Source organism: Sulfolobus acidocaldarius SUSAZ (assembly GCA_000508305.1).
GTDB lineage: Archaea > Thermoproteota > Thermoprotei_A > Sulfolobales > Sulfolobaceae > Sulfolobus > Sulfolobus acidocaldarius_A.
The window spans coordinates 1,374,980-1,393,704 of sequence record CP006977.1 but is presented as its reverse complement, the minus strand read 5'-3'; the positions used below and the strand labels follow the sequence as shown (position 1 = coordinate 1,393,704).

At 35.5% G+C, this 18,725-nt stretch carries 18 protein-coding genes; 4 read left to right on the top strand and 14 right to left on the bottom strand.

Annotation, left to right across the window (positions count from 1 at the left end):
• Positions 1 to 107: 107 nt before the first annotated feature.
• On the top strand, positions 108 to 644 hold the full coding sequence (locus tag SUSAZ_07990; GenBank protein ID AHC51887.1) for a membrane protein: 537 nt from the start codon (positions 108 to 110) through the stop codon (positions 642 to 644).
• A gap of 116 nt (positions 645 to 760) precedes the next feature.
• On the opposite strand, the gene SUSAZ_07985 is transcribed toward SUSAZ_07990, so the two are convergent.
• From SUSAZ_07985 to SUSAZ_07970, 4 genes are all read right to left on the bottom strand, one after another.
• On the bottom strand, positions 761 to 1,231 hold the full coding sequence (locus tag SUSAZ_07985; GenBank protein ID AHC51886.1) for a hypothetical protein: 471 nt from the start codon (positions 1,229 to 1,231) through the stop codon (positions 761 to 763).
• Positions 1,228 to 2,643 carry a hypothetical protein gene (locus tag SUSAZ_07980; protein AHC51885.1) on the bottom strand — a complete coding sequence of 472 codons (1,416 nt, stop codon included), beginning with the start codon at positions 2,641 to 2,643 and terminating at the stop codon, positions 1,228 to 1,230. The genes SUSAZ_07985 and SUSAZ_07980 overlap by 4 nt, the downstream gene beginning before the upstream one ends.
• Entirely contained in the window at positions 2,624 to 4,306 is a 1,683-nt protein-coding gene (locus tag SUSAZ_07975) for a hypothetical protein (GenBank protein ID AHC51884.1), read from the bottom strand. The genes SUSAZ_07980 and SUSAZ_07975 overlap by 20 nt, the downstream gene beginning before the upstream one ends.
• A 191-nt stretch (positions 4,307 to 4,497) precedes the next feature.
• On the bottom strand, positions 4,498 to 5,823 hold the full coding sequence (locus SUSAZ_07970; GenBank protein ID AHC51883.1) for a hypothetical protein: 1,326 nt from the start codon (positions 5,821 to 5,823) through the stop codon (positions 4,498 to 4,500).
• 81 nt (positions 5,824 to 5,904) lie between these two features.
• Here SUSAZ_07970 and SUSAZ_07965 point away from each other — a divergent pair, with 81 nt between their 5' ends.
• Positions 5,905 to 6,468 (top strand): hypothetical protein, encoded by a 564-nt coding sequence (locus SUSAZ_07965; GenBank protein AHC51882.1) that lies wholly within the window; start codon positions 5,905 to 5,907, stop codon positions 6,466 to 6,468.
• 566 nt (positions 6,469 to 7,034) lie between these two features.
• On the opposite strand, the gene SUSAZ_07960 is transcribed toward SUSAZ_07965, so the two are convergent.
• The 5 genes from SUSAZ_07960 to SUSAZ_07940 all read right to left on the bottom strand — a co-directional run bounded on the left by SUSAZ_07960 (position 7,035) and on the right by SUSAZ_07940 (position 11,665).
• Positions 7,035 to 7,298, bottom strand: coding sequence for a hypothetical protein (locus tag SUSAZ_07960; GenBank protein ID AHC52555.1), 264 nt, complete (start codon positions 7,296 to 7,298; stop codon positions 7,035 to 7,037).
• A gap of 32 nt (positions 7,299 to 7,330) precedes the next feature.
• A complete protein-coding gene (locus SUSAZ_07955; GenBank protein AHC51881.1) occupies positions 7,331 to 9,088 on the bottom strand; it encodes an acylaminoacyl peptidase in 1,758 nt (585 codons plus the stop codon).
• Positions 9,089 to 9,234: 146 nt separating this feature from the next.
• Complete coding sequence (locus SUSAZ_07950; GenBank protein AHC52554.1) at positions 9,235 to 9,894, bottom strand: hypothetical protein; 660 nt, start codon at positions 9,892 to 9,894, stop codon at positions 9,235 to 9,237.
• Between the two features lie 180 nt (positions 9,895 to 10,074).
• The gene (locus SUSAZ_07945; GenBank protein AHC51880.1) at positions 10,075 to 10,953 is read right to left on the bottom strand and encodes a tRNA methyltransferase; all 879 of its coding nucleotides are present in this window, start codon (positions 10,951 to 10,953) and stop codon (positions 10,075 to 10,077) included.
• Between the two features lie 34 nt (positions 10,954 to 10,987).
• Positions 10,988 to 11,665, bottom strand: coding sequence for a hypothetical protein (locus SUSAZ_07940; protein AHC52553.1), 678 nt, complete (start codon positions 11,663 to 11,665; stop codon positions 10,988 to 10,990).
• 434 nt (positions 11,666 to 12,099) lie between these two features.
• Here SUSAZ_07940 and SUSAZ_07935 point away from each other — a divergent pair, with 434 nt between their 5' ends.
• Positions 12,100 to 12,888, top strand: a complete 789-nt coding sequence (locus SUSAZ_07935; GenBank protein ID AHC52552.1) for a hypothetical protein — start codon at positions 12,100 to 12,102, stop codon at positions 12,886 to 12,888.
• Positions 12,889 to 12,999: 111 nt separating this feature from the next.
• Here SUSAZ_07935 and SUSAZ_07930 read toward each other — a convergent pair whose 3' ends face one another.
• Positions 13,000 to 13,827: a hypothetical protein gene (locus SUSAZ_07930; GenBank protein AHC51879.1), complete on the bottom strand. Its 828-nt coding sequence runs from the start codon at positions 13,825 to 13,827 to the stop codon at positions 13,000 to 13,002.
• A 131-nt stretch (positions 13,828 to 13,958) separates the two neighbouring features.
• Here SUSAZ_07930 and SUSAZ_07925 point away from each other — a divergent pair, with 131 nt between their 5' ends.
• Positions 13,959 to 14,495 carry a hypothetical protein gene (locus SUSAZ_07925; GenBank protein AHC52551.1) on the top strand — a complete coding sequence of 179 codons (537 nt, stop codon included), beginning with the start codon at positions 13,959 to 13,961 and terminating at the stop codon, positions 14,493 to 14,495.
• A 21-nt stretch (positions 14,496 to 14,516) separates the two neighbouring features.
• Here the strand turns inward: SUSAZ_07925 and SUSAZ_07920 are convergent, their stop codons facing one another.
• The 4 genes from SUSAZ_07920 to SUSAZ_07905 form a co-directional block, all read right to left on the bottom strand.
• Entirely contained in the window at positions 14,517 to 14,993 is a 477-nt protein-coding gene (locus tag SUSAZ_07920; protein ID AHC51878.1) for a deoxycytidine triphosphate deaminase, read from the bottom strand.
• A 69-nt stretch (positions 14,994 to 15,062) separates the two neighbouring features.
• Positions 15,063 to 15,965 (bottom strand): hypothetical protein, encoded by a 903-nt coding sequence (locus tag SUSAZ_07915; protein ID AHC52550.1) that lies wholly within the window; start codon positions 15,963 to 15,965, stop codon positions 15,063 to 15,065.
• Positions 15,966 to 16,398: 433 nt separating this feature from the next.
• Entirely contained in the window at positions 16,399 to 16,821 is a 423-nt protein-coding gene (locus SUSAZ_07910) for a MarR family transcripitonal regulator (protein ID AHC51877.1), read from the bottom strand.
• Positions 16,760 to 18,427, bottom strand: a complete 1,668-nt coding sequence (locus SUSAZ_07905; GenBank protein ID AHC51876.1) for an MFS transporter — start codon at positions 18,425 to 18,427, stop codon at positions 16,760 to 16,762. Before SUSAZ_07905 ends, SUSAZ_07910 begins: the two co-directional genes overlap by 62 nt.
• Positions 18,428 to 18,725 lie beyond the last annotated feature (298 nt).

The window sequence follows — 18,725 nt, the reverse complement described above, 5'->3', positions numbered from 1 at the left end:
ATTTTCCTGTGTTTATATACTAATTAATACTTTTCCAATAATCCATCATGATTATACCAACAACACTCCGCTTTTCAGTTATATAAGCTAACAAAAGAAAATAGTATATGAAAGAAAGTAAAGTTGCAGGATACTTAGCCTTAATCGGAACAGCCCAGTTTTTAATCCTGATGATAGTAGCGGAAGCCTTATACCCTGGGTACTCAGTGAAAAACAACTACATAAGTGATCTAGGTGTTGGGAGTACTGCCATAATATTTAACGTATCGGTAGCCCTTCTTGGAGTATTAGTAATTGTGGCGTCGATCTTAATGAGGAAAGTGTTCTCCTACGCGTCATACCTAGTCCTCTTGAACGGGATAGGAGCCCTAATAGTCGGTCTCTTTCCCGAGACCACCGGACTCCCACACCTTATTGGCGCACTATTAGCTTTCTTTTTCGGCGGTCTAGCTGCAATATTTACGTCAATTAGAAGAAATTACTTTTGGACTGTATTAGGAGTAATAACACTGATTTCACTGTTCCTGTATATGGGAAAAATGTATGGACCTCTAGGTAATGGCGGTTTAGAGAGGCTAATAGTATACCCTGAGTTGGTTTGGGGTATAAGCCTAGGGACATACCTAATAGAACTCAAAGAGTGAGTTCAGAAAAGGTATATTTAAAGAAAGAGAATTTTTTCTCTCCTTCTCTTCTTTTTCTTCTGTCCCTACAATTACTTATTTAATCAACGGACACTTATGGTAATGTGGTAGCCATTCTAGACTAATGCTGTGGTGTTAGGATATAACGTCGCGTACACAGTTGTCTGATACGCCTGAAGCTGTAAAATTAAAGTATAGTTCCAGTACTGTTTCGGAATGGTAAAGTTATATACTAGAGCCACTGGAAGAGTCTTACCAGTATTGGTCACTTTACCGCTTGAACTTATTATAATCACATTCACTTCTTGAGTTATATTGTAAATTTTACCACCATTTAGATAATAGACACCAAATAGCGTGTAATTTCCGCTTTGTTTAAACACTATTATGGTAGGACCATTAGGAGTTGCGTTATAATAAATGGGTACACTACCACCATTAACCTGATTACTTATTATAGGATAGTAGTTGATCTGTTGAGTTGACGGTGAAGAATAGTTTGTAAGGACAAGAAATAATGGTATTAACAATACCACAAGTATAACTAGAGCTATTACAAACCCTATGTAGTCTGAGATCGCCCTCATATCGGCACCCAATTTATTACATAGTCGTAATAGACTGTTATTGTCATTGGTTGATTAATAAGTATATAACTTGGTATGTCAGGAAAATAATAGTATTTGACTATCACGTTATTTTCAGCAATAGTCACTTCTTTTGCTTGGTATGTTTGATAACCCGTAAATATCCCAGTGGGACCAAAACTATAGTTACCCCCTATTATCCAATAAGTTTCTCCATAGTTATATTCAGTGCCATTTAAATAGACATCTACTCCACCAGGAGGTGGGGAGTCGTAATAGCTATTAAAAGTCACTTGATAATAGTTATAATCGTTGATATAGTTTATTTGTACATAAGGCAATAAATTAGAATTAGGTGGAAGGAATAGCAGCTGAGAGTTAGTTACATAACTATTTCCGTTGTAATTAATTGTGTTAAACTTGTAATGTTTAATAATTCCGCTCGACTTTAAACTAGTATCGTTTCCCTGGAGTGTATAAACTGTAAAGTTGACATATCCTGCTGGTACAGTAACTAATAATACACCATTATTTACCGTATAGCTCACACCATTTATATTAACCACTACACTAAATTTGGCATTAGTCGTAATGGAAAGAGATACGTTCTGAATAAGTTGGGAATAGTTAGCTATTAAAATAGCAGGCTTCCCTTGTAATGTAACTGTAATCCCCTGAGTTGTTGTACTATTTACTGTTCCCGAACCTAGGATTTGCCAATTACTAAATACTCCCGTAATTACTCTACCCGTCTTACTGTTAATATAGTAGATATACTTTGGTGCCCTTACTTGAAATGTTCCTGTCTGGTTGGAAAAAGTTATTGGAGTAGTGTAATTGCTAAATTTTCCATTTATGTTACTTGTAATATTAATTGAGGTTGAATATATTTGAGATGAAGTGTAAATCTGGGATATTATAGTTACTCCCCCTTTACTAATGGAGTTGGAGTAGGGACCAATACTTGACCCAGGTTGTAAAAAGAATATATTACCCAGTGAAGTCACCAGTATTATAGGTTTGCCAGCCACATTTGATGGTAGATTAATTGAAGCAGTCTTATTGAGAATTATAGGATACTTCAGGCTTGTTATGTTCTGCCAAACACCCAAATTGTTAAGGTAGAGAATTCCTACAACTATTATGCTCGAATTGGGTACGAAAGTTCCGTTGGAATATAAGATAAATAGAGAGCTACCATTATAGTATACGCCTGGTCTGCCTGATACCGCCCTCTGTTGTTCCAAGTTCTTCAGGTAAACATAATTATTGAATTGAGCTTGAGAAATCTGGTTACTTTGAGATAAGTACGTTACGTAAGTAAGGAAAGGAATTAGGAGCAATATACCAATGACTAAAATTATGGCAAAAGTAATGGGAGCAGATATGGCTTTAGCCATTTTCCACACCACCGTATTCCCACACCTGATTGTTAATTATTATAAGTGGAGAAATGACTTGAATTGTCCCATAATTTCCATTATTTGCCTGAGGATTATAGGTTTGAGGTCGTCCTCCTGAATAACTAAAAACATTGTAGACCTGAACACCGTTTGGATATGATAATAGCCCTATGTAACTTCCTTTTCCATAATTACTAAATATAGTAAATGTACCATTGATAGTATTTAAGTAGTCAATATATATATTAAGATTAGTGTTCGCCTTAAAATAAATTTTCTCAGGCACATAGTTCTGAGTTGGACCCAATACGATATTTTGACCTGTGGTAGACACTGTTACGCCAAGTAGTTGTGCTGCTATATTACCTAAAACGGGTGTATTATTAGTATAATAATAAACGTTATTAGGAAATGCAAAATTGTTATAAACTGTAACTAAGTAATATGTGGAGGTATTACTAAACACGCCCTTGACTGTACCGCTACCATTTAGAAATATCTCAGTGTTACCAAGTACTGATATATTGCTAGAGCTAGATAGTAGATTAGTAAATGTGTACGTAGTAATTTGACCACCCAATACTGGTTTTGTGAAATATCCACCAGTGTAATTGAAGGTTATATTGTAACTTGAGGGGAACTGAATAATATGGTAACCATAAGATAAACTTAATGTTATGCCGTTTTGTCCGACCTGATATAATCTGTTGTCTACAAAAACTGGAATAGTAGTGTTTAGAGAAGTCAAAGTGACTGTAGTGCTTATACAGCCTCCTTTACCATTACCGTTACAATTTCCTTTAATGTTATATGTCAAACTTGTCCCAAGTGGTATGTTGTTTGGCATTATGAGCACTTTATAGGTCTGTGTAAATGTCTTATATACAGCAGTTATTACGAGTGGACCAGTTACGGTGAATGTAGTTGATGGGGATGTAGCACTTGTTAACTGACCATTACCCACATAAGACCAGTTCATAAATTGTGCTGTGAGACCATATTGCTGTAAAAATACTTTAATATTATTGTCTGTTAACTGATATGTACCTGGTGTTAGGTAGAATATCTTAGGAGAGGAAAAGTTATTTTCCTGCCCAAGTCTCATGTTAACGTTTAATGGTAAATACCTTGACCCATTTATGGCAAATGCAGTAATGTAAACCGGTATTTTACCAACAGGTCCTGATACCATAATTGCCGTGACAGAAGTATTAGGGTATAAGAAATAGAAATTAGATAATGCACTTACTATTAAAAGAGGTTTGTTAAAGACGTAATTGGGCAATGGCAATGTCACGTTGTACCCCACTACTATATTCTTTGTGACAGGCAACCACATGGTTCCATTAAAGTAATACACTGTTGAAATATTGAAGGGAACAGGTATGTTGTTATAAATGAAAACCAGTGTTGGGGGAGGATTTTTTGTTGAGTTGTAAAAGATATTAGGATTTCCTCTAAATATCTGTTGTTGTTCTTTTTCCTTCAATTGTTGTTGACCGGAATTAGCTATATTTGATTGGGAAAGATATGAAGAAGAAGAATTAAATATAATTATAGCGGGTACGAGAACCAGTGCTAATATAACAAGAAATATCAAGAGACCTATAGGGATTGATAAACCAATACGTAATTTTTGCCTTTTCATTCTCCTATACATTATTATAGACATCTATTTAATAAATGTATCTTTTTACTCACTTATGGTGAAAAATCTAATATATCTTATCGAAGGTAGTATTACTCAACTCTTTGACTTTACTCTTTGACTTTATTTAAAGATTTTTAAAAGCAAAACTCAGATTATAGGGGAAGAGCGAAGACTCTTAAAAATATTGTTGATAGATTTAAGAGGTATTTCAATCATACCGCAACATAAGTATTAGGTGAGGTCTCAGGTATAGTTAAGTTATACAGATTGTTAGACTTCCAATAATACCACAATAAACCTGAAATTTGTTTAGGAATTGGGAAAGAGGGGTATACAAAATACCAATAGCCCACAGCGTAAAGATTATTATTATTATTAATTATATTGAACAAATTATTAGTATTATTGTATAGATAACCATTATTTAGAACCTGATTAGAGACATTGTAGAACGCCGGTAGACCTGTTTTGTCTTGGACAGTAACAAAAAATGCTTGAAAGATAGCAAACTCTGAGTACTTAGTAGATCCAAAAGTTACGCTAAAGTTGTAACCGTTATGTGAACCTATATTAAGGGAAATTAATGTTTTATTTATTTGGGTTGTCGAATTGTATAAATTTACATTAACATTATTAACCAGATTAAGGAAAGAACCAAAACTAAAATTGAGGAAATAGTATTGCCTAACATTAAGCTGTGCAATTAAGGTATTTGGAATTTGAGTTCCTGATAAATACAAATTACTATTCTTCACATAAAATGTTAACGTATAGTTGGAACCACCATGACTCACAGAGTTAAATGATATATTAAGTAGTGGGACTGGAATCGATGAGTTTATTATGGGAGAAAACCACATGCCAAATTGAAACCCCTGGTTATTTACGCTTATTAAAGGCTGAGGAGCTGATTGTGAAGTTACATTATATTTACCTGTTCCTGAAATGGTATTTACAGCTAATGAAGGATTAGGGTCCAAATAACCATAACCTAGTCTATACCACTTCCCACTATAATATAACAGGAACCAAAGAACTATTATTTGACCAGGCTTCACATTCGCATAAATTACATAAGAGGAGTTGGAAGACATGTTATACGCATAAATATTGACCAAATTTCCTAAAAGCATATTCTGTTGAGGTATATATACTGGTCCATTTATTCTGAAATTTTTAAGCGGAATGTAAGCAGTTGAGTTGGCTTTTGTAATTATTACATTCTGATTTGTTGAGGGTTGAGAGTAAAATATGCTAGGCGAATTCACAGTCACAAAGGGGATGACTGTGAGGACTTTTGCAGGAGAGCTAACTGTGATTAAATAACTAACGTTAAAGCTAATCAGATTTGGTGAAACTCCTTTGAATGCAACATTAGAGACACTTATCTGTATAGATTTAGATAGACCTATAAGATACTCCTGGTTAATGATTGATGGAGAAAGTAAACCCAAATATCCTGCGTAATAGAAGAAGACTATGATAGATATCAAGAATACAGCTATGACAAGTATAAATGTAGCTACTACAGTAGGCACATTCTAAAATTGTATAAGACAGTTTTATATCTTTCGATTCTTCTGAAAAACTTATATATTGTCGATTATAGTTGTTAAACAATGGAGTCAGTAGTTCCTCAATTAATATTAATTATAGCTGTAGTAGGAATTGGGATTGCTCTTCTAGCATTCTCATTCGCTTACTTCTTACCAAAAGAGGTATTTTCCATATCTCAGCAACAAGCTAACCAAATTGCTGGTTCCACTTCCCTATCTGTAGGACCTCTCCTTGTTAATAACACTGTAGGAAGTGTAGTGGCAGAAGTTTATAACCCCAGTGTTAACGGTAGTATTGAGGTAGTAGCGTTTACAATACCTGCATCACTACAGCCCAGTGTAGGAGTAGTTACACCGTCTACATCTTCACTAAATTATCAAGTTTACTTGACAAACAATCAACTAGCCAAGACCACCACTATATCAGGGAGTATATATGACGTAGGAGGGTCAGTAATTTACTCCCCTTCTAACTTACAGGTCTACACGGTCTCCTTCAATTCTCCTTTTACGATAAAATATAATGGAGTAAATAGTAACCAAGATTTGGTAGTATGGATTATATACAAAGTAAACAACTATTGGTTTAGAATAGTATATACTTATACGACAGTACCTAGTAGCTAAACGTTAACAGGAAAAACAAGGAGAGAATTAATAGGAATGGAGAAGAGAAGGGAAAAAGAAAAATAGTTTGTTTGTTTAAAAATTAATCTGAAAAAGAGACCAGTGGCTGACTAGAAGGTAATATGAACTGACCTGATGATATGAATCCCATGTTTGTATAAGTCTCTGTATTTAATACTCTGTAAGTTGAAGATAAAGTCAGAGTTGATAGTCCCTCGTCATTAGCATTTGACGACGATAGATTATTCACTAGGAAATTTGTTAAAGTCTACGGTATTGCAACTTTCAGATCCATGTCTTGATATATGCTAGGCTAACTTCCTCCCTGCCATAAATCGTGAGGGTTCCCCCTATCGATTTGGGCTTACATCCCTCATATAGGAAGAAGGCGAGAGGCCTAGATAACCCCTCCCATACAAATTCATAACTGCTATAACATCTATCTAATTTCTGTGAATGGTCACGGGTATTAATATTGTCTATTTAGCAGAGATAACTCCTGAAATAATAACCTTCAAAGGTGTAATCTATAATCCTACTTTACAAAAGAATGAAAGCCTCGCCCTTTAGGGCGGAGAGGAAGTCAGTAATGTACCGTTCGTATACCCACCGAAAAAAGTGAAATCAGTCTGTGTATTCTTTATATTTCCTGACAGGGAAAATATTCCGTTCTCTATATTTCCCGTTAACTTGGTTACGTTTAAAACTTGAGTATTTGTTATCGAGATTAACCCAGATCCTAACACTGACGCTACTTGATTATTAAGTGAGAGGGCTAAACTAGCACTATTGTACTGTTTAGTGGTTTCATTTGAAAATACTACCCACAATTACTTGCTGAGATAAGTGCAAAATATAAAAATTATGTCTTCAGATATTTATCGAACCATTCCAGCTTTCTTGTTAACCTATCCCTCATGTTTTTAGGCTTTCCTCTCCTAGCGTGTTCATGGCTGTCCTGTTGGTACCTCACTAGTATTGTATCAACATCATTCATCTTAAGCGCAACAAAGAATTGCTCAGATTGCTCTATAGGGCATCTGTAATCTTCTTCACCATGTATTAGCATTGTTGGGGTCTTAACATTCTTCACGTAAAATATCGGTGACATTCTCATTAACTTCATTTGGGATTCCTCAGTCCATGGGTCAGTCACACCAGATTCAATAGCATTGAACCAAAAACCTATGTCACTAGTACCACTCATACTTATTAGGTTTGATATTCCTCTTTCACTAATTGCAGCTGAGAAGACGTTGGTTTGTGTTACAAGCCAATTTGTCATAAAACCTCCATAAGACCCTCCGGTGACCCCTATCTTGCCCTTGAGAGTATACTTCCTTTTAACTTCCTCAACAAAAAGTAGTAAATCGTTCATGTCTTTCCCACCCCAGTCGCCTACACAGGCTTTTGCAAATTCCTCTCCATAACCTTGACTTCCCCTAGGATTAGAGTAAATTACATTATACCCATTCCTAGCAAAGTACTGAAACTCTATGAAATATGCATATCCATAGGCTGTATGAGGACCACCATGGACGAACAGGATTGTGGGATTATTTTCTCCAGTGATTATTGCCCATCCCTCAATCCCATTTACTTCAACTCTCTGGGGAGAAAATCCCTTGACATCAGGGTTAGGGTCATAAATTTGCCCCTCATAGTATAACACAACCGGTTTCTCGGGTGTAGAGTAAGTGTAGACTAGTTTGCCTTCCTTATAGTCAAAGGACCTCACTACTATTTTACCATCTGTCATCCTCTGACTCTTACCATCAGATAACAGATAGAGGTGAGCCTCCCCGCCCTCCTGACCTGGAGATATAATAACATCCTTTTCGAAAACTAGTCTATCCTTTACGCCATCAAATAGATCAGACAACACGTGATTACCACAAGTTTTACCACATTCATATGTAATTCCAAGCTCAGGTAGAATGACTTTTGAGGTGGACCATGGTGTCTTACCCTCTCTATGACCAAGATATGCAACATCGCCCTTCTCGTTCATGGCAATTGTAACTACAGTCCCCTCACTTTTCGTGATCCTTTTTAGCTCACCAGTTTCAATATCTACCTCATATAGGTCTCCTAGACCGTAATCGTCTCCCTCTTTAGTTGCTGAGATAACGACCCTCTTTCCGTTTGTAGCGACATCAGTTACGTCAAAATCACCTGACACTACTTTTCTTAATTCGTTATGAGAGAACAGATACAGTGAGAGTCTACTTCTTAGCAGACCCCTACTATCAAATCTGTACTTGAGCTTTGATGCTACAAACGGTGATTTTTTGTCTGCTTTGTCTTCACCTATAACTAGAATTCCCTTCTCATGGAAAGTGTACTTGGAAACCTTACCTAATCTAAAGAGTTCCTCAGGTTGACCAAACTCCCTCTGCATGATTAGAGAGTTCCTCTTAGTATTAACGTAGTATAATATGTTTTCCCTAATGGAGGGTGATGCCTCATATCCTCTATTGGTTATCCTTTCTAGGTTTAAGAAAATGTAGCTCCTATATTCATCCCCCTCTATTTTATTTTCCGTGTGTAGAATACCTTTACTTACTATCTTTACATCTGGTATTACTCTTATGGAATACGCTTCTTCAGGTTTTTGCATAAATTAAAAGTGTTAATAAAGTCTATAAAGGCTTTTTTCAAAAATTTATCAAAGTGATTTGGTTATATGAAAATTAATAAATATCTTTCGAAAGCAAATTTTCAGTTTTAGTAATGATCACGGAATAGAATATCCGTAGAAATCTCTCAGAAAAGAACGGAGCTCATTTTATCTCTAAATAGTGATAAATGTTTCCTTATTGCTCCCTCAGCTCCAAACGCTCTCTTATAGGTCTCGGTCATTATAACCCTACTTCCACCTTTAGCCTTAGTAATGATGAACTCAATTCTTAACATGAACTGACCAAACAACTTAGTGTCATAACCAAAGTAGCGTATAATATAACGTGGAGTTGGAGTCTTTACCTTATAAACAACGAATGGAATTTCTCCATAAGTCTTTATCTTAAACATATATGATTTTGGTGCTACTCTTCTAACACTTACTAACTCAGGTATAAAACTGGTCAGAATAGTTGGAGTTCCCAGTTTAGAGGCAATCTTCTCAGGTTTGAAAGGCACATTAACATCTGCCATGGAACTGGGCAAGTCTTTAGGTAAATCTTTCTTTCTTCTAATCTCAAAAGTGGTCACACCGTCCTCACCTACACTCTCTTTAAAAGGATAGCTTAATAGCTGACACAACTCAAATATCCTAACAATACTATCGTCATCATCAGCTTTAAGCTGAATAATAGGTCTCACGGTCAAAAAAGCTGAAAGTATAGCAAATCTCTTATCACCTTCAACTTTTGTCAGATCAACCTCTTTCACATTCAGCATAAATGGGACACCTTTCAATCTCATGAAGATACTTATGTAATTAGTGTATACATTGGACGATATATAAGTTTTGCTAATTTTTAAAGATATTTCCTACTTCATTAGCCTTTAGGAGTATTTCTTATTAACTCATAATTTAATAAAAAACAACATAAACCAAAATTATTTTAAAAAGTGCTCATGATGCCTATCTAAAGGTTCTTTTCATTTCCTACCTAGTCTACTTCTAACTATTTCAATAACCCTAATATCAGCATTTAACCATCTTACCTCTTCCTCAAAAACCTCTATTCCATATTGTTTAATGTCATGCAATAGCCTTGATATTTTATCTGACTTGGATTGAAGAGAAATTATAGCCTCTTCTAAACTTTGACCTAATTCCTTTACTCTCAATACTATTTCAAGTATCTTGTTTATCTCATCAGGGACTCCTATTATACTACCTTTCAGTTGAATCTTTACCCTCGGAAAGTCATAACCCCTCTGCATAGCTAACCTCTCCGTAGCCCTGTCCAACCTTCTACCCTTATCCACAATACCGCCTATTATGAAGACGTTATGATCCCTCAGCAACTGGTCAGTAGCTACAATATCACCATAAGGATCAAGTACAATTGGTTTATCTCCATTACTTAAACTCAAATTTGAGACAATCTTAGCTCTACCTAACACATAATCAGTTTTTCCCACTATAGTTAAATTACCGTCCCATAGGAATCTCCTCATTACGCTCAAACACAAACTTACTTGAAATAAAGTCTTCTCCCTTTCCTCCTCATCCAAAAAATCAAACAAGCCCAAATCAACTACCATCTTCGGATACTCAGGTAAATGGAGATCTATTTTCTTACCACCCTTACGAAAGGTATACCGTGAAACCTCTTCTCCTTTTTGACTTATCAACTTAATACCATAGTCCTGAGCTATTAACTTACCTTCCCTATTTTCCTCAACAAGCCCATAATTCTTAAGGATCATCTTTATAGCCAATGACTGTAATGATGGTTTCTCATGACCAATGTAGATAGTGTCTATGCCAAGTTCATTTAATTTTTGGGAGAAAACCTTTGCCAGTGTCAATTCTAGTTAGATAGGAGTTCGCACAAATAAAAAGCTAAAACAAAATGAATTTAATTTTCTCCTTGAATAGGGATAAGTGTTCCTTTATTTTATTATCAGCCAAAAATTTGAAGGAACCTTTGTAACTCTCGATCATCTCTATTTTACTTCCATTTAAGTTTCTAGATACTATGAAGTCTATTTTTAGCAGAAATGTTTGTGTAAACGACCTGGTGAACCCTAAATATCTAATAATATACTTAGGTCCATAGCTCTTAATCTTATGTAAAACAAGGGGAACTCTTATTTTATTAGGCCAGTTCACGGTAAAGAAGTAATAACTAGGATTTACGTCCTCTATACCTTGAATTTCCGGTATGAAAGAGAGTAGTGTAGAAGGATTAGTTAGTCTGTTAGCTATTCCCGAGGGATTAAAATTTACTATCTCGTTAACTGTACCAGTTATAGCGTCAGTGATCTCTTTCTCCCTCCTAATCTCTATTAAAGATATCCCCTTTTCATCTTCTAACTCCTCTCTGTAAGGGTAGTCTAAAATTTCACAAAGTTCTATTATAATTTTTTTTCCTCTCTCATGGGTCCTGAATATAATTATGGGTTTTGCTGTCAACAAAGTTTTCATAATCAAGAACCTAACTTCACCACTAACCTTAGTTAGGTCTACTCTCTTCACATTCATCATTACTGATACCTCTCTAATGTCGAGATCCCTCAATTCTAGTGGATAATGCAGAGAATATTAATAAACATTATGCAAAATTATTTTTACACCGAAATTCACAGTTTTTACTAAAAACTTAAACTAATGAACTTTTTCAGATTGTGTATTTTTAAAAGATTAATATTGTTCTTATAAACATAGACATAAATATTTTCTTTAAATATTTCTCTGCTGAAAAGTTATGAATAGTTGGACATAAATACTTCATGTCCTAACTAAGTTAATTTATGATTTCTATAGAACAGTTAAGTTAAATCATAGAGGTAGTATGAGGCTTATACGAATATACGACAAAACCTTTTATCAAGGAGCAAAATAAGGTTGGTGTACTTATTTCCCTAGCTGGTTTCAAGTAACTCCTTGCGAACTAGATTATACATACTTTCTTTTATTAACTCTTATAAGTTTATGAGTGGTAAAACATTACAATGCACCTATGGTGGAGATATCATCTAGCAACAATAATAATTCTCTTTGCACTCATCTTGACTATTTATTTTCTAGTTCCTCCACTTTTCTACATAGAGATTATAGGAGTTGTATTAATTCTCTTCCTATGGTATTTGATCTCTCCTGAAATACTACTCAGGATAATAAAGTCAAAAAGAGTGGAAAATGCAGATATATTGAGAGAATTTGAATACGCTTTAGCATTAGCACAAATGAAAAACGTAAAAATACAAGAGGTCAACTCTAACAAGCCTAATGCTTTCGTTTTAGGTAACCTTACCTCTTATAACGTCATAGTCACAAGAGGCTTAATAGAATCGCTTAATGAAAGGGAGTTAATCTCTGTTTTACTTCATGAGTTACATCACATCAAAAACAGAGACATTGAGATACAGCTAATATATGTTTTAATTGTTAACACATTCTACATTTACATAGCAAACTACAACCCGCTACTAGGACTTTCTGAACTAATAATAGGTGTAATTTTACTATTCCCTATACACAGGTTATTGGAAAAGAACGCTGACATTAAGGCATGTAGGACAACTAACTGGATACCATTAAACCTAGCTAATGCACTAGTGAAGATAGGTTATCTGAGTAGATTTCTACCCCATGAAATAATCAAGGACTACTCTGAATTAGACTTAGCGTTAGCTAAGGAGACAATATTGAGGGATGAGAAAAAAGGTTTCATTTTCTCTACCCATCCTGCACTATCTGAAAGGTTGAGGTATATCTCTAAGTTTATAAGAACCATTTAGATGATAAGTCTAGTCTATAATCTCTTTAAAACACGGTTAGATACCATCATCTCTCCACAAAGTTATATTAACAGAAATCCAAGTGAAAATACCTAGAGTCTTTAGGTACTCTTAGAACCCACAATAATAAGTCTCTACTCCCCTTACATCAACCTCTTCAGAATAGACAAATCCCCCATCAGGATGGTCATTAGCAGTTGTTATGAACAGGGTTTTCAAATTATTCCCGCCAAATGTAACTGAAGTAACCCTTGGAGCAGGTAATTTCAGCTGTTGGATTACCTTTCTCTTCTCCGTATCAACTCTCAAAACGGCTCCTCCACCATATAAGGCAACCCACAGGTTTCCCTCACTATCAATAGTCATACCGTCTGGAACTCCTTCGTACTCCCTAAGATCTATAAGGACTTCCCTCTGCGAGATCTCTCCTTTCTCCAAGTCAAATTTAAACCTGAATATTTTTCTAGTCGGAGAGTCGATATAATATAGGTACCTATTATCTAGGCTCCATGCTAATCCGTTTGATATGGTAACATCTGTTAAAACTCTCCTAAACTTCATGTTGAAGTCAAGTACAAATAGACCACCTGTAGGATACTTCTCCTCCAAATTCATTGTCCCTATCCAATACCTTCCCATCTGATCACATTTTCCATCGTTAAACCTGTTCCTAGAATCCCAGTCTTTAACCTCGTATAATAACGATATTTGATCCTTATCCTGTACCAAGTAGAAGCCCTTTCCTGCAGTAACAATTATACCACCTCTCCCATTAGGTTGTAAGGAACTAACGTATGTTGGAAATTTTACGACCCTGTGTGAACCGTCATCTTTCAGAGTGTGTAATTCCCCCTTGGGTATGTCAACAAAGTACAATGAGTTATATGCCCATATAGGACCTTCATACAGTTTTCCCTTCTGATTAAATATTTTCATCATTAATTATCGCCTTGTTAATTTTAGTTTTCTCCATTTATAAGTAATTCTTTAACTACGTTACATTAATAGAACTTACCAAGAAAAATTTATACCCACATTTAAAAAAGTGGGAGTTACTACTAAGAATCCATATGAAGTTAAAGTATGAATTACCCTTAGCTGTTGCAGTGTGGTGGATACCATTATTAGGACCTTTTATTCTGGGTTTCGTCACTGCCATGCTGGAAAGGGAGTTTAAGAGAGGGCTAATATCCTTAGCAATTTGTGATGTTATATCATCGCTATTGTATCTCTCACTTGTTTATTTTCTACGTATATCACTCTTTGGGAACATCTTCACTTTACTCATTATTATATTTACCATAGCTGGTGTAGCGATATCCGTATTGTCCCTCATGTTTTTTACAAACAATATGACGACTACTACTGTATCTGGAAATACAATAAATACTGAGTTTTACGCATCCTCATTAAATGAAGTAGAAGAAAAGGTGGATAGATTTCTCTTGAACATAGGGATAAATAGAGAATATTGCACCAAAGACAACACAAGCCTAGGATATGATATGATAAAGAACGTCTACAACTGCAATAACATAAGAGTTGAATATGAAATAACCAAGCCTGGACGAAAGTATAAAGTGAAGCTTACCGTAAAAGTAGCTTAACGTTAACGTACCAATATTTTCTTATAGTATTACACCACCCTGGTATTTTCCTGAATAGGTTTTTGAGGATGGTTCGTCTAATCTGAGAAAGATGAGATGATGGGTTGACATTCCCTTTTTTAGTTTTGTACTGTAAACTGGAGTCAACGCCACTGCTATTTTCCCCTTATATCCGGCATCAATAACAGTAGGAGGTGCTAAGAACCCGTTTCTAGCCATAGTACTCTTTAATGTTATTAGAACAGCTAGGTCACATGGCATCTCGAACTCTTCGCAAGACTCAAATAAATAAGTTTTAAGTGGTTTCAATTCTGCAAACTCATCAAATCTATATTCTTTCAAACTACTTTTCTTACTGGGAAGCTCTGCGTCTCCTAAAACTTCATAATATTTATCACCACATATTCTAAGATCATAACCATTTTCCCTAATGTTATCAATAGAATAATTTCGTAAGACCTTATCAAGTAGTTGCTTTATATGTTGATGAGGAAGCATAAATTATAAGATTAATTGGAAAGAGAAAAAAGACTTTTTACCTTATGCGGAAGTCCAGGATTGTAAAAACTACGATATTTTGAAGTATGGAAATATTCCCTCAAGTAGTGTAAGATATCTTCTAATTTCAAGGTGAGCTACATTCTTTAACACATTGTAGCTGATCTTATCGTCAAAGGTCAATCCACTGAATAAGCCAATTATGATTGCTAGTATCAACGAGACCAGAGAGGAGTATACAAATGGTAAGAAACTTGATATGTAGTATAATAATGAACCTATTGTAAATCCAAAAGTCCAAACCATGGCTTCAGTGAAAGCAACTTTTATCGCTTGCTTCATTAGACTTGGTCTTGACTTCTCTATTCCTAATGCAACTAAGGCTTCTGAGGATCCGTAGAACAACATACCTATAGGTGAAAGTAACGAGAGTATTATCCCTGAAAATATTATCAAAGATAACATTATGGCATTTTTAGACTTCCACAGGAACCACGAAATTAAAATACCCAGGATTTGCCCTGAGGAGTAAATTAACCATATCAACGACTGTCTCACATCCAAGTAAAGGAATGGTAGTACTATAGAGAGCGGAAGGACTACGAAGATCACATTTTTAGGGATACCTACGTCATAATCGACCGTGTAGTCTTCATGTATTCGAGGACTAGCAAAGATTAAGATCACTGAGGAACTTAGTTGAAGCAAACCGCCTAGTACAAATATAACGATTTCGCCCCATCTTATCAGTATACCAGCAATTATTGGCATTATTATTGCAGGAACCATGGATAAAGACCACACTTTAGCGAGAGAGCCCTCCTCTTCAGATAGCAAATGGTAGAAAATTGGAACTGAAAGCCAGTATAGGTTATAAAAGATAAAGCCAATTACAGTCAGGAGTTGATTAGCGTCTACCCCTATCATTAATAGTCCTAATCCTGAAAGTGTTAACCCTAAAGTTGATAGCAATTTCACGTGACGTTCAAGAGCCAATAAACTTAGACTACCAATACCCGAAGAGATTATGTAAAGTGGACCCACAAAAAGCGTATTATTAATTGAGTGTTCGATAGCGGGAGAAAGATACGGAAGTGTGAGGTACAACGCTAGACTCCAGAGAGTCCAGCTTATGACGGCATAACTCACTGATCTCAATTTCGATCACCTCAACTTTGGTCATTCCACTCTCTATATTATATTTAGTCCAAATGATTTAAAAATTTACTTTTGAGTTGGGTGCAGGATACTATAAGCAAAACCATATTAACTATACTAAAATCTGCTTATAACTTAAGTAAATAAACTCCAATTATAGTATGCGAGATAAAAAATGTGGACTAAAAGATCGAAGGTATAACTGTAAGTTCACTTGAAGAAATTTACCATAAAATTCAGGATTTAGTTAAGCAAGAGTAGACAAGCTTTGTTTTTCTGCTTCATCAATTATAGCATTAAAGAATGCCAATACACAATCCTTATTTTCTACCTTATTGAGCAATGTTAAAATGATATCCTTATACCTTGTCCTCACCTGAGTCAGGATGTTCAGCCCCTCCTCTGTAACTTTAATTATAACCACTCTCTTATCTTCTTCATTCTTACTCTTTTTTATGTAGCCCATCTTCTCTAATTTGTCTAAGACCTCTACCATAGTAGACTTATTCACATCCACTAGTTTAGCTAGTGTGGAAACATTCTTCTCACCAGTGCTTAGAGAATGCAATACTTGAACGTCAGTGTAAGTTAAACCGAGCTTCTCTGCTTCATTCTGAAGTAACTTCCTCAGTTTCTTGTGTCCTCTTAATATTACTTCCCACTGTTCCAACTCTTACACCCTTTCTGATAAGTGATAATATTCCTGACAGTATTAGTAATGCAGTAGAAATATATAGCATTAACCTAAAAGCTGACATGAAGGAAGGAGCTATTGCAGAGACAAAGAATTGGGGACTATCTATTACATGAGCTAGTGAAGGAGATAGGTTTGAGGCTACCGAAGCCAATGGGTCGTAACCCAGTAGGGCAGAGAATATTGCAACAGATGCTGGTATGTTGATACTCAGATTAATACCATGGGCAAGAAGAGCAGATGACAAAGAGTTATCTAAACTTCCTGCCATTCCTGTAATAATCACACTGAAGTATACACCCACACTTAATGCAGATCCTGTATTCTGCAATGAAGCTCTCATACCAGAAGCTATACCTCTCTTTTCCACAGGTGCTGAAGCCATAATATCCGCCATGTTAGGTGAAGAGAACAGACCCATACCTGCACCCATAATAAAGGTTACTGCAAAGAATTCCAATGGGTTAAAATTATATGGTAATTCTGACAACAAGAAGAAACCTATAGCACTAAGAAATAGACCTAGACTGGTGAAAAGTTTAGAACCATATTTGTCCGATAGTATTCCACTTATTGGACCAAACACTGCGAAACCTAGTACGTTTGGAATAAGATATATCCCTGCCCAAAACGGAGTATCGGCATATGCTATACCGTGTAGAGGAAGCCAAATGCCTTGTAATAGGACCAGAAGCACTAACAGTATACCTTGTCTAGTTAAAGATACCACAAAATTAGTAAAATTACCTATTGAAAAGTCCCTTATTTTAAATAGGGATAAATCAAACATTGGATTCTTAATTTTACTCTCGATAAACAGGAAGATTCCTATCAGAACAAGCGATGAAATTACTCCTGCAATTACAAAAGGATTTCCCCAACCTAATTCCTGATTGCCATAAGGCGTTATACCATAAGTAACCGAGACTAAGAGAACAGTTATACCAACTCCAAATAACGTAGTACCTATAATATCTAAAGATTGTGAGATGGGCTTCTGTACATCCTTCAGTGACCTATAACTCCATAATGTACCAGCTACACCAACTACTAGATCGAAGATGAAAATGTAACGCCAGTTTACTGTGGCTAGAATTCCTCCCAGTATTAAACCCACTACATTACCAACTAATCCTGAGACCTGATTTAATCCTAGAGCTTTTCCTAGTTCACTTTTTGGAAAATAATCAGTTAATACTGCAGCACTGTTTACCATGAGGAAACCACCACCTATTCCCTGAATAATTCTCAACAAAATGATCTCCATTATGCCCTCCTCGCCGGGACTTACAACACTTGCCAAGAGACCTGAGGAGATGGAGAATATTAGAAATCCTATCATGTATAGTCTTGCTCTACCCTTCATATCTGAGATCCTACCCATGGTTACTACCAATGATGAAGTAACAATCATGTAACCCAATATCACCCAAAGGAGGTAATCCAATGCACCCGGTGATGTTGGATTGAAGTTCAAGGACGAGAATATGGTTGGTAGAGCTAATATTATCATATTATAGTTAGCAAAGGCTAGGAAAATTCCTATACTAGTGTTTGTTAAAGCAATCCACTTTTTCTCCATTCTCGTTCGGTAATGAACATTTTCTCAAAACTAATTTAAATCTATTTCATATAATGACTTAAATTCTATCATACTCGTGAATTTGATCATTATAAATTTTTACAAAATGACGAAAGCCTCGCCCTTTAGGGTGGGGAGGAGGTCAGGTGTATGAAAATATTTCATTTATCTTGAAAAGGCTTTTAGAATAAATGGTGATGTTTCGATCTTTAAATACGGTCTTTTACATAGAATTAAATGACTTTAAATATATAAGGACTTACTATACCGAAAAAGCTTAAAAGTAATTTTCATGTAG